The sequence below is a fragment of the Spirosoma oryzicola genome (assembly GCF_021233055.1).
Taxonomy (GTDB): domain Bacteria; phylum Bacteroidota; class Bacteroidia; order Cytophagales; family Spirosomataceae; genus Spirosoma; species Spirosoma oryzicola.
The window spans coordinates 5,258,796-5,272,290 of sequence record NZ_CP089538.1 but is presented as its reverse complement, the minus strand read 5'-3'; the positions used below and the strand labels follow the sequence as shown (position 1 = coordinate 5,272,290).

Genomic DNA, 13,495 nt, shown 5'->3' with positions numbered 1-13,495 from the left:
TTAAAGTAGAAGAGGATTGAAGAAAGAATAAAAGTAATTTATTGTTTGGTGAGATCTGTCGTTGTTCGTTAATAGGCAAACGAAGTCTGCTGATAAATTTAAATCTTCAACTCATTGAAAATGAACCTATCGCGTAAGGGGAGTGCTAATTTCTGAGTTAAGCAGTGACCTAAACTAAAAACAGCCACTTACAAATTTTGTAAGTGGCTGTTGATTATGTCGGGAAGGCGGGATTCGAACCCACGACCTCTTGCACCCCATGCAAGCACGCTACCGGACTGCGCTACATCCCGAATCGGTTTGCAAAGGTAGTGAAGAGTAGAGAATGAACAATAAAGTAGCGCGTTTTTTTGTCTGCTTTACTGTTCATTCTCTAAACTCTACTTAGTTTTTGCTGCTTCCTTGTGTAGCGGGCGGCTGATTAGACCGACGTTGCTGCATCGGGTTCTGACTTTGTGCGCCCGAACGCTGCTGCTGCCTGAACAACTGGAAGCGTGTCGGCTGAGACACCCGGGGGAATGAGTTGTTATCGGCGTCGATATCAGCGATCTCCTGGTACGGATCAAGCGTCCATTGCTTTACTTTCTTCGATGTAGCAATCACTTTCTTGATCGATACGTCGTTGAATCGCCAGATTTCGGCTGGGAAGCGAGCTACTGAATCGGTTCCGTCTTCAAATTCCATCCGGATGATCACTGGCATCGGAACACCACCTTTGTTTTTGAGGGATAGTGTGTAGAAGTTGGTGCCCGCCGTTTTTTCCAGCGCACTCCGTTCGCTCTCGCTCAGCGTTGCTAGGTAATCCTGGTATTTCTTCTTGTCGGTGTCGGTAACGGCGTACGGATCGTAGCTGTTGTAGAAATCGCGCATGCTTGAATCCTTGGCGACAACCGATTCGGCCTGTGTTGCTGCATCACGTTGTTTGCTGACCGTACCAGCCCGGCGTTGCGCTTCAGCTTTAGCGGCTGCCTTGGTCGCTACCGGATCACCTGAATCAACCTGAAACCAATCTACTTCTACTAAATCCTGATCGACAGGTTCGACGCCATAAAACCAACCTTTCCAGAACCAGTCTAGATCGACGCCCGAGGCATCTTCCAGAGTGCGGAAGAAGTCGGCGGGTTCGGGCGATTTGAAGGCCCACCGACGCGCGTATTCCTTGAATGCATAATCGAACAGCTCGCGGCCCATCACCGTTTCGCGCAGGATGTTAAGCGCCGTGGCGGGTTTGGCATAAGCGTTTGGTCCGAGGCTGATCACGTTATCGGATGAAGTCATAATGGGCGACAGGACCGCTTTATCCGATTTCATGTAATCCACGATGTATTGCGGCTCACCCCGACGGCTTGGGAAATTGTAGTCCCACTCTTTTTCGGCCAGATACTGACAGAAGGTGTTCAAGCCCTCATCCATCCAGGTCCACTGCCGTTCGTCGGAGTTGACGATCATCGGGAAGAAGTTGTGACCCACTTCGTGAATGATTACCCCAATCATACCCGCTTTGGTCTGTTCAGAATAGGTACCATCAGCTTCAGGACGGCCACCATTAAACGAAATCATCGGGTACTCCATACCACCGCCCGGTGTGCCGTGGCAGGAAATTGCAACTGGATACGGATACTTGATTGTGCGGTTACCATATGATTTCAGCGTATGCTCAACAACGCGGGTTGAATACTGGCCCCATAATGGATTGCCTTCTTTAGAATAGAACGACATACTCCAGATCTTGTGTCCGTCGCCATATACGTCGGTTTGCATCGCATCCCAGATAAATTTACGGCTGCTGGCGAACGCGAAGTCACGAACATTTTTCGCGTCAAAAATCCAGGTTTTTTTGCCTTTCGTATCGCCGGGTTTTGCTTTCTCGGCGGCTTCGGCTTCAGCCTGCGAGACAATGATAACTGGCGTTTTCGACGTGGCTGCTTGTGCCATCCGTTTCTGCTGCGTAGCCGATAAGACCTGCTTGTAGTTCTGGCACTCGCCGGTTGCGCCAACAACGTGGTCGCTTGGCGCAGTGATGGCCACTTTGTAATTACCGAAGATTAGCGTGAATTCACCCTGACCCAGGAATTGCTTGTTCTGCCAGCCATTTACGTCGTTGTAAGCGCACAAACGCGGGAACCAGTGCGCAATGAAGTAATTGTAGTTGCCGTCTTTGGCGAAAAACTCCATACCGCTCCGTCCGTAGTACTCCGTAACGAAGTAGTTCCAATCGACGTTGAACGAATAACTTGCACCGGGCTTCAAGGGCGTCGGCAAGTCGATCCGCATCATTGTCTGGTTGATGGTGTATTTGAGCGCATTGCCAGACTTCGCATCTTTTACGGACGTGATTTTGTAGCCGTACTTATCCGAAGCCTGCTGGCTGCTACGCTCCCGAACGGAAGTCAGGTTTTGTAGCTGAGCAAAACTCATTCCACTTTCGTTGACGCCACCCGTGCGGGTAACGCTACCAATCGAGCCTTTCGCAAACAGGTTTTGATCGAGTTGCAGCCAGATAAAGCGTAACTCGTCGGTTGAGTTGTTGTGATACGTTACCGTTTCAGAACCAATGATTTTTTGGTTGGCATCGTCAAGTTCAACCTTGATGTCGTAATCGGCGCGGTTTTGAAAATAGTCTTTTCCTGGTGCGCCAGCAGCCGTTCGGAAGGTATTTGGCGTCGGCAACATTGGTCCCAACTGCTCGAAGCGCGTGTTCGCGTTTTGAGTCGGAGCCGGTTGAGCCTGGGCCATCAGCGTGGCTGACCATAGGACGAGGCCAGCCATCAGCACTGTCTTTCTCATAGTAGATTTTAAGTTAAACGCTTGGGTTAATTACGGCCAGTGCCTTGTCTGGCTGGTGCTTGTTGACGTTGTTGTTGCATCGGATTGGATGCGCTACTGCCTCGTCCCTGCTGCTTGAATAGCTGGAAACGTGTCGGTCTGGCTACCGGTGGGAACGAGTTGTCTTCGGTATTAATATCCGCAATTTCGTAGAAAGGGTCAAGCGTCCATTGCTTTACTTTCTTGGGCGTTGCGATTACTTTCTTGATCGATACATCGTTGAAGCGCCAGATTTCGGCTGGGAAGCGAGCTACCGAATCAGTTCCATCTTCAAACTCCATCCGGATGATTACGGGCATCGGCAGACCACCTTTGTTCTGCAATGACAAGGTGTAAAAGTTAGTACCCGCTTCAGCGAGTAGCCGTTCTTCTGCTGACAAGGACGCCACATAAGCCTGATATTTCTTGCGGTCTTCGTCGGTAACGGCGTATGGGTCGTACTGATTGTAGAAGTCACGCATGGTGCTGTCCTGCGATACTACGGTTTCGTCTTTGCTGAGCGCGTCGCGCTGTTTGCTGATCGTATTTAGTCGACGTTGTGCGGCTGCGCGGGCTTCGGCTTTGGTGATCTCTGGATTCTGCGAATTGGCCTGATACCAATCAACTTTCACCAGCGATTGGTCAACGGGTTGAACCGTGTAGAACCATCCTTTCCAGAACCAGTCCAGATCAACACCCGAGGCATCTTCCAGAGTGCGGAAGAAGTCGGCGGGTTCGGGCGATTTGAAGGCCCACCGACGCGAATATTCCTTGAACGCATAGTCGAATAGTTCGCGGCCCATCACCGTTTCACGCAGGATGTTAAGCGCCGTGGCGGGTTTGGTGTACGCATTCGGACCGAATGTATTGCCCGGAATATTATCCGAACTGCTCATGATCGGAACCTGCTGGGTAGAATCGAGCTGCATGTACGGCACAATGTACTGTGGGTCGATGCCGTGCGCCGGGAAATTTGCATCCCATTCGAGACAGGCCAAACCTTCGAGAAAGCTGTTCAGTCCTTCGTCCATCCATGACCACTGCCGTTCGTCGGAATTGACAATCATCGGAAAGTAGTTATGACCGACCTCATGAATAACGACCGAAATGAGGAAGTTTTTGGTGCCTTCGGAGTAGGTTCCATCGGCTTCTGGACGAGCCCCGTTAAAACTCATCATTGGGTACTCCATACCACCAACCGGACCATGAACGGAGTATGCTACTGGGTATGGATACGCAAAGGTCCGACGTGAGTAAGAGCGTAGCGTATGGGCGATAAGCCGCGTTGAGTACTGACCCCAAAGCGGATTTGCTTCTTTCGGATAGAGCGACATTGCCCAAACGCGCTTGCCTTCCACCGTTGGTTGAAGCGCGTCCCAGATAAACTTGCGACTGCTGGCAAAGGCAAAATCGCGAACGTTATCGGCTTTGTAGACCCAGGTTTTGGTACCCGTGGCTTTGCCTTTTTCGGCGGCTTCGGCTTCGGCCTGCGTAACAACCAGAACAGGATTTTCGCCCGCTTTATCACCGCGATTTTTCGCTTCGGTCAGGCGCTTCTGCTGCGTAGCGGTCAACACCTGAGCGGGATTTTGCAGTTCGCCGGTTGCGCCAACAACGTGGTCGTTGGGCGCAGTGATCGCTACTTTGTAGTTGCCGAAGATGAGCGTGAACTCACCACGTCCCAGAAACTGCTTGTTCTGCCAGCCATTTACGTCGTTGTAAGCGCACAAACGTGGGAACCACTGGGCCATTTCATAGATGTAGTTGCCATCTTTCGGAAAGTACTCGAAGCCCGACCGAGCCCCTACACTTTTCGCGTCAACGATTTTAAAGTTCCAGTCAACAGAGAACGTTACGGACTTGCCCGGAGCTACGGGTGTGGGCAAGTCAATCCGCATCATTGTCTGATTGATCGTGTATTTAAGCGCTTTGCCCGATTGGTCGCGTACCGATGTAATTTTCTGACCGTAATCTTTTTCGGCCAGGCTGGTATTGGCCGTAAGTTGCTGTAGCGAAGCACCCCGTTCGGCGTTTATGCCGCCGGTCTGCGAGGTTCTGCTAATTACATCGGGGCGAAACAGGTTCTGATCAAGCTGTAACCACAGGTAGGGAAGAGCATCCGTCGAATTGTTGTGGTACGTGATCGTTTCCGAAGCGGTTAATTTCTGATTGGTGTCGTCCAGCGTAGCTTTAATGTCATAATCGGCTCGGTTCTGAAAGTAGTCCTTTCCCGGTGCTCCGGATGCTGTACGAAATGTGTTCGGTGTAGGCAGCGTTGGTCCCAACTGTTCAAAACGCGTGTTGGCATGTTGCGTCGTCGGCGCTTGTGCCCGAGCAAACCACATTGGAATGGTTAAACTCGTTACTAGCAAAATTATCTTTTGCATAAATCAAGCTATAGTTGTTGATAGGAGTGCTAAAATTACAAAAAAAAGAGGTTTGCCGTATTTGTATTTTGAGGAAGGAAAAGACAATCCGGAAAGGTGCTCAGCCTACTTCATCAATTCACCTAGGTACTCGTTGTTGATAATGAGCGATGCGGCCATTCCTGCTACAAAACCCGACAAGATAAGTGTCCAGCGTAGTCGGCTAGTTCTGAGTAAATTAAGCGCTAAGTAGGCTAGCGTCAGGATAAAACCAACAATCACTAATTGACCGATTTCCAGACCAATGTTGAAAGCCAGCAGCGGTTTGACGATGTCGGCCTCCCGACCTAGCAGACTGCGCAGGTAGTTTGAAAAACCCATGCCGTGAATTAAGCCAAAAACCAGGGCCAAACCATAGCGCCACGGACGGTTTGTTTGCCGAGAAACTGGCAACGATCGGTAGCCAGGCTCCTGGAAAAAGAAATTGGTAATGGCTGTGATCAGGATGGTGATCGGAATGAGTAGTTCAATGACTTCAGTTTTATACGTAATAAGCTGAAGCGTAGCCAACGCCAGTGTAATCGAGTGACCGATGGTAAATGCCGTCACTAGAATTAATACCTGTCGCCACTGCTGAAGCGTGTAGACGGCGCACAAGGCAATAACGAATAAAACGTGATCGTAGCCGCTGGGATCAGTGATATGGTCGAAGCCAAGGCGAAGGTAAATGAAAAAATCGTCCATGAGTTACTCCTTAAACCAGCCTGCGTACATGACATAATTAGTAGCTGTGCGCATGAAAATCTCTTCATGCTCCGCCGAAACCGCTTTCAGCAGACGAGCCGGATTGCCCGCATAAATTGAACCGGGTGGTACAATGGTATTCTGCGTAACAATGGCACCTGCGGCAATAATGCTGCCCGTTCCGATAACGGCTCCATCCATAACAATGGCCCCCATTCCAATCAGAACTTTGTCTTCAATGGTGCAACCATGAACAATGGCATTGTGGGCGATGGATACGTAATTGCCAATCGTGGTTTTGTGGCGCTGGTAGGTGCAGTGGATAACAGCACCGTCCTGAACGTTGCAGCGATCGCCTAATGTGATTGAATTCACGTCGCCCCGCACAACCGCGTTGAACCAGACAGTGCAGTCGCGTCCCATTGTGACCTGACCTACGATGGTTGCATTCTCGGCGAACCAGCAGTTGTCGCCAAATGAGGGGTAAATCCCATGAACGGGTTTTATAAGTGCCATAGCGCAAATATAATCTGTCGTTCCCGGGACGTTGACAGCAAAAACAAAAAAAGGACTGATCTATTCGACCAGTCCAAATCTTACGCCTAAGATAGCGTTCTATTTTTTAACTTTGTCAACCATTTTTTCGATGGCTTCTTCCACATCATCGACGGCACGGTTGGCTTCGCGTTTCACCTTTTTAAAGTCATCTTCGCTTGAGCGCTGTACTTTATAGTACGAATCGGACAGTTGACGACGCTTATCTTCCAGATCTCTAACCCGGTCTTCGCGTGCCTTACGATCTTTCTTGCTTTCGTTTTTCACCTCGGCCTTCGCGTCGTTGAGCTGATCATCGATCTTGTCCATCTGCTCCGAAATGCGATCCGTTAGCTCTTTCCGATCATCGCTGAATTTATCGTTGTTCCGACTGTTCCGGTCATCGCGGTCCCGACGGTCATCCCGATCGTTGGATCTGTTGTCTCGGTCGTTGTACCGGCTGTTTTTGTCGTCGCGGTCATCCCGGTCCCGGCGGTTGTCCCGATCATCGAGGTCCCGACGATCATCCCGATCATTGGATCGGCTGTCTCGGTCATCGCGGTCCCGGTCGTCACGGCGATTGAACAAGTTGGATAAAGCACCCCGGTTGTCACGATCATCGTCCCGATTGTCTCGATTCCGATCATCCCGGTACGAGTTTCGGTTGTCGCGGTCATTGTCGCGACGATCGTCGTAGCTGTTCCGGTTGTTTCTGTCGTCATAACGCCGGTCGTTGTAGCTGTCTCGGTCATCCCGGTTGTTGTTGAGACGCGAGTCCCGATCATCGTAGCGACGGTCGTTGTAGGTTGAGTTGTCGTACCGACCCTGGTTGCTGTTATAATCAGACCGTGAGTTGTAAGAATCGCGGTCGTCATTATTGTTTCGGTTATTGTACGAGTTACGGTAGTTATCGGAATCCCGGTTGTCTGAGTTACGATCGCGATCATCGTACCGGTCGTTGTAGGAATCGCGGTTGTCGTATGATTGATCGTTGTATCGATTGTTGTACGAATAAGAGTCGCTGCCCGACATACGGCTTGGCCGGTCGCTGCGATTATTCGATGACCGATACGAATTACGGTAAGAATCTGATGAGTTAGAGCGGGAGTCGTTCCGACTCATCTGGTCGTCACGCGAGTTGTTCCGATCACGACGGCTAAACAAGCCACCCTGTTTGTTGTCATCATCGTCACCGTCGTTGCGTCGACGTGAATCGCGCGTATCGCTGGTGCGATCTCGTTGCACCATGTCCTGCCGACTATTTTTTGAGTCGCCATATAGCCAATTCTCAAACGATGCGCAGGATGTTAAACTTGTGGTGGCTGCCAGCATGGCCGCTACAACCCATGTTCTTCTTTCCATAACGTTAAGTGTCATTTTGTTGGTAATGCTACAGAAAAAGGCTCAAAAAACGTACCATGCCGTTTTTAGAGCCGTAAAGCAAGGAGACAAGAACAAGTGGGGAAGCTATTTCCCTAAAAACTGTGGAGATAAATGAACAATCCACAACCTACAACTACACATAGTATGCTTTATGGACACATCATCGCACTACGATTACCCCTGCACCGTTGTAACTTCTGTACTCGCCGTTATACATAGCATCAGCTGATACAGGGCCTAAGACAAAACGGCCTTTGGTAACGGCTCTGGCCAGATAATAGAACGTTTGCTCGGTTCCGGACGCCGATGTGTAGAAATTGATCCGGTCATCGCGTAAATCGAAATGGTCAGGCTTAGCCGGGTTTTTGAGCCAGGGCATATCGCGTTGCTCAGTCAAGCGCGGGTTTTCTACTTCCAGACCAGCGGGCAGCAGGTCGGTAATCACTACGTTTTCCACGTTCAGACCGTTTGCGCTGGCAAGTGTAATTTTTACGACCACCAGATCATTCTGACGAATAGTGCTTAGTGGATTGCCATCCCTGTCTAGGTAAGTCCGGCGCACCTGAAGCCCCTTGTCTTCATCCGCAATGGGGTGATTGACCGGAACACCTTCACTTTGAGCAAAGTAATAAACGCTACCTGATCCTTTGGCTGTAAGTAGTAACGGCTGGTTCGTTGGTACACGTTTTATAGTGAGAAACCCGCTGTTCATGGTGCCCAGCGATGCACCGCCAGCCGCCAGTGTTGCCGTTGCGGTGCTCGTCGCGGTTTGACGAGCTAGTTTACCCAACGCCAGAAAAGCAAAGGCAGCTTCCTGCGTGTTAAGGTAGCTGGACTGCCGAAGCGCACTGGACAACTGCCGGGCCAGCGTCGGAATTTGCAGATTATCCCGGTCGGTGTCTACTAATGCGTCAAGTACGAGAGCGAGGTTGCGCAATGGTGACGCATAGCTACCGCCTGTTTGCCGACTGGTCGTATTGTCGGTGTATTGCTTCGGCAACAAAGCTGTGAAACTGCGGGTGTCACCAATCCGGAAATAAGCTGACGCCAACAGGTAACGGCTATCGGGGGTTAGCGAACCGGCGTTTTGTTTGTAGTAATTCATGGCCGAGCGGTTCGGTTTTCCGGCCACCGCCAGCGTATATAACGCGTAGATAGCAGTCCGACTAGCTACTTTCTTTACCGTTCTGCCGCCAGACTCGTCAAAGGTAACCGCATTTTCGGTAGACGGGTTATTCGTGAACGTAGTCAGGTGATCGATAGCCGAACTCAAGACGGAACCGCGTACTTCATAACCTGCTTCCTGCGCTTCACTCAGAAAATGCACGGCGTAGGCCGTTGCCCACTCATCGATCTCTGTTTGACCCGGCCACATCGAGAAACCACCGTTTGCTGCTTGTAAGCCTTCTACTTTTTGAACGGCCTGTCTGACGTTGGTTGACGGATTCAGATCACTATCGCCGTTGCGGACGAAGTAGGTGTTTGGGCCAAACTGTTTTGTCAGGTCGGCAAAGTAAAGCTGCGGAAACGCTTTCGAGATGGTTTGCTCAATACAGCCGTGTGGATAACCGAGCAAGTAGGATAGCTCTTTCCCGTACTGCACTACCGGCGAACGGCTTAACGAAACGCTTGCCTGGGCCGTTCCGGGCAGAAAATCACTTGCTAGTTTCAACGTCGTGGTTTTTCCGCTGGCTACTGCTCCCGACAAGGTTGTTTTCTGCAAAGAAGCCGCTGGTCGAACCGTTACGTCGGTTTTTTCGGTGAACGTTTCGCCCAGGCCATCAACGGTTACTGTTATCGCGCCGGGACCAATCGCTTGTTTCGCTGAGATTCGGAACGTACTACGACTTTCGCGACCGGGTTGAATCGTCAGTTTCCGCGTAGTCAGGCTATCGGCAATAAGCGGGCCGGTTAGGCTAATCCGGGCGGTAACCACAGCGGGCTGTTTGGTCGTGTTACTCAAATTGACGGGCAATTCAATCTGATCGCCGGGCGTCAGAAAACGAGGTACGCCTGCACTGATCACAATCGGATCGGCTACCTTGATGTTGCTATTTGCTGACCCAAACGCGTTGTCTTTATAAGCGACGGCCATGACTCGTAAATCGCCGGAAAACTGCGGAATATCGATTGTGAACTCGGCTTCGCCATTCAGGCCCGCATCCAGAATGCCGCTCCATAGAGCAACCAGTTTTACGCGGCCATTGCTGAGCGGATTCACCCGTCGTTCGAGATCGTAGCCGTCGCCCCCCACGCTTGACGATGACCGCAACGAAAGTTCAGGGTAAAGCAAGGCGTACAAGTCGTGGCTGCCTACTTCAAGCGCGCGTTTCTGGTAGTAAAAGCCGTGTGGATCGGGTGTTTTAAAGTTTTTAAGCTGCAAAATTCCTTCATCGACTACGGCTACCGTCACCTGCGCATTACGGGCGGTTTTGATTCGGATCGTCTGCTTCGTTTTCGAACGAGACTGCGCGGCCGCCGTAATCGTTACGGGCAATTTGGTGTCGGCGTCTTCCACGGATAGTGAAGCAAAACCATGCGCTACCGTCAAGGGTAGATTAGCGCCGTCGATGGCCCGAATAAGCGTTGCCGTTACGTACACATTAGGTAAGTGTTCAGCTCCGATAGCAAAGCTCCACTCCGCTGATTTGTTGCTCGTCGTTAGCCAGTGGTGCTCAAGTACCTTGTTCCGCTCAACCGTAACCAGCAGTTTACCGTCGAAGGGCGTCTTGAGCAAGACTTTTGCTTTGTCGCCGGTTTGGTAAACGGGTTTATCGAGCGTCATCAGCACTTGCCCTTCCTGACTAACCTCAAACGAAGAAGCCGAGGTGCTGCCGTAGCCATACGCGTAAAACGTTGTCGCCATGTAGTTCGTCGCATTCCCCGAACCAGCCGCCCGACGGACCCGTATTTCGTATTCGCCCGAAACCGTTGGTACGTAGCGAAATTGGGCTTTTCCCGCCCTAAAAAGTAAGGTGTTGGTGTACACCGTCTTTTCGCGCCGTTTGGTCGTGTACCGAATCTGCTCGTTTTTCTTTTCGATCACGGTCTGATAATCGTAGCGAATCACTTCAACGAGTGCCGAAGCCGACGAGTGCACCGTCCCGGCAGGATCGAGCGCAATCAGATCAGCAGCAACGGGGGCGTTGGTCGCCACGTACCGATCCGGGAGCCGGATGCCGAAAAACGTGTCCTGGGTTAGCACGTCGAAGCGACGGAGCCGGTTGACCGGACGGCCATTTTCGTCAAAAACCGTCACGAACAGTTTGCCTTCGAGCAACCCAATATCCTGGTATAAAGCCGGAAACTGAAAGCGTTCGGTGGCCTGTCCGTTGGCGTTGGTGCGTCCCTGGCGAAGCTCTTTCGGGAACGTCGTCTCGTTTGGAATGGTAAACGAATAGTCCTCAAACCCTTTTGGCGCGAACACTTTCCGCTTTAGTTGCAACTCCATCTCGTAGGCCCGGTCAGAAGCGGGTGGTCCGAACAGGTTCAGCGCGGTTGCAGAAAGCGTCAACGTTTGGCCGGATTTGTAACTGGTTCGATCGGTGAGCAAGTCTACCTTGATGCGGTCCGGTATGAATTCTTCAACGCTGACTGTCTGAGAAGTGAGTAACACATTGTTGGCGTTGAGAACTTCAATCGTGTAACTACCCGTTACAGCCGCCGGGTCGAGTGGAACATCGGTTGTAACGGCACCTTGTTTATTGGTTGTTTTCCGAAAAACGCGTAATTCGCGGCCATTGGGCAGCAGCAGACGGATCAGCACTGGTATCTCGCCAACGCTTTGCCAGGTTTGTGACCGGATGATGGTATTGAAATGAATCGTCTCGCCGGGTCGGTAAATGTCGCGATCGCCGTACACAAAAGCATCGAAGCCCGATGGGTTATCCCGTTTGCCTTCCACCTCGAAGCGTGATGTTTCGACCTGCGTATCGGGCAAAAACATAAAGTTGAAGTCGCTGTCGGTTGTCCGGGCGGTGATCAGGGCAATCTTGAAGCCGGGCGCTTTTTCGGTTATTTTATCGAACCGGGCGAAACCACTGCCGTCGGTTTTAAGCGTATAAACCGATTGGTTGTTGCTACTGATGAGTGTTATGTCCACGCCCTGCAACGGTTCGGCCGTACGAATAGAATTGGCCCAAACCAGTATCTCGTCGTTTGTCTGTCGGGCTACCAGTCCAATGTCGGACACAGACACGAGCTGGCTTGCCCGCATGTAAGCTTCGTCTTTCGAGCCAACCGTTACTAAATACACGCCCCGAAATGGATTCCCATTCCCATTCGGCTGGGCCGCGTCCGGGAGCGCCAGATTTAAGGCCGATACACCCCGCACTTTCGGTAGATCAGTCGTCTCGATAGTTTTGTTGACCAGCACATCGCTGAGGTCGCCGGGTTCGTCATCGCCGTAATTGAACTGACCGGAGGGTTTCCATTCGCCGTTGGCGTTTGGTGCGTATTCCTCGTAGCGGTTCGAGCGGAGGTAATTGAGGATGTTGTTTTCGTAGACTTTAGCAATCCTGACCTGTACCTTGGGCACGTTCACAATTTGCAGGCCGACATTACGCGCACCGTTCGACGATAAGTACAGGGCTTTTCGGTTGGCGAACTGAATACTGGCGGGCATTTTCCCGAAAAACAAATCCCGCGTAACGGGTTCATCGAGTTTAGTGCCCAGCGTTCCCCGTATCTGATCGGTAAGCGTCAGAACATAGGTGTCAGTTTCGCTGAAATTGCCCCGAATGACAAACCCGTTTTCGGTCAGTTCTGCGCTTGTTTCGACCTGCGGCTGGATGGTGTAATACTGGCTAAGCTCACCGGGTTGAAGCTCCTGGGTGGTGATGACACGGACGACACCCTGCGTATTTTCAAAGCTGGTCTGCACATCGGCAATATCGATCCGGTAGCGGGAGGGGAGCGTACCGGTAGCTTCGATAACTTCCTTACTGGTGTAAGCCGTGTTTGGTACTTTAACGCCTTTATCCAGTTTTACCGTCAGTGGCTGCTCATTCTTCAGGGCCGGGGCATCGGCCAGTGTTAAAGCGACATTGTTCTGCGTTTCACTGGGCGAAACCTGCGCGGCTAGTTTTTTCTCGTCGGCCAGGACGGTTAACTTCCCCGCTACCTCAGCGGCACTAACAGCGTAGTTGAAGTTGAGTCGGGTTTTCGCTACCGGCTGGCCCGTCTCCCGCGATTTTGCCCACCAGCTTTCGGTACTGGTCAATTGCAGATATGGCGTGTGGAACGTGATCTCATCGCCCGAAATGGCCAGGTCTTTTTTGTCCGACCGTTTCAGCAGATCGTCGGTTAATTCAGCGCGGTAATCCGTTGCAGGATCGAAGGCGGCAGCGGGTGAAAAAACCAGCTCATTCGGACTTGTCCATTTAAACTTGCCCCGAACGGCGGGTATAAAGCGAACGTATTGCGTCGAATCCCACTGGTCGAGTTGATTCGTTGGCCCGATGTTTTTGTTAAAGGAAAAGGTAAGGTTCTGCGTTTGCTGTACCTCGTCGTCAAAGTTGCGGCCTACAACCGTAACTTCATTGAACGGTAACCGGGAGCAGTTGATGAGAAAAAAAACGAGAATAAATACGGGGAAAAGTAATCTGCTAAAACGTAGAATCCGGGAACGCATTTTCGTGGCTATAGCGGTGAGAGATCGAATG

Annotated in this window: 6 protein-coding genes and 1 tRNA gene; all 7 read right to left on the bottom strand. The window is 51.2% G+C overall.

Annotation, left to right across the window (positions count from 1 at the left end; all coding sequences use genetic code 11):
• Positions 1-219: 219 nt before the first annotated feature.
• Positions 220-293, bottom strand: a tRNA-Pro gene (locus tag LQ777_RS22210).
• Positions 294-384: 91 nt separating this feature from the next.
• The gene (locus LQ777_RS22205; protein WP_232560128.1) at positions 385-2,787 is read right to left on the bottom strand and encodes a M1 family metallopeptidase; all 2,403 of its coding nucleotides are present in this window, start codon (positions 2,785-2,787) and stop codon (positions 385-387) included.
• Between the two features lie 26 nt (positions 2,788-2,813).
• On the bottom strand, positions 2,814-5,192 hold the full coding sequence (locus LQ777_RS22200; protein WP_232560127.1) for a M1 family metallopeptidase: 2,379 nt from the start codon (positions 5,190-5,192) through the stop codon (positions 2,814-2,816).
• A 105-nt stretch (positions 5,193-5,297) separates the two neighbouring features.
• Positions 5,298-5,915 carry a HupE/UreJ family protein gene (locus LQ777_RS22195; RefSeq protein ID WP_232560126.1) on the bottom strand — a complete coding sequence of 206 codons (618 nt, stop codon included), beginning with the start codon at positions 5,913-5,915 and terminating at the stop codon, positions 5,298-5,300.
• Between the two features lie 3 nt (positions 5,916-5,918).
• The gene (locus LQ777_RS22190) at positions 5,919-6,431 is read right to left on the bottom strand and encodes a gamma carbonic anhydrase family protein (protein WP_232560125.1); all 513 of its coding nucleotides are present in this window, start codon (positions 6,429-6,431) and stop codon (positions 5,919-5,921) included.
• A gap of 99 nt (positions 6,432-6,530) precedes the next feature.
• Entirely contained in the window at positions 6,531-7,811 is a 1,281-nt protein-coding gene (locus LQ777_RS22185; protein WP_232560124.1) for a BAR domain-containing protein, read from the bottom strand.
• 181 nt (positions 7,812-7,992) lie between these two features.
• Positions 7,993-13,464: an alpha-2-macroglobulin family protein gene (locus LQ777_RS22180; protein WP_232560123.1), complete on the bottom strand. Its 5,472-nt coding sequence runs from the start codon at positions 13,462-13,464 to the stop codon at positions 7,993-7,995.
• Positions 13,465-13,495 lie beyond the last annotated feature (31 nt).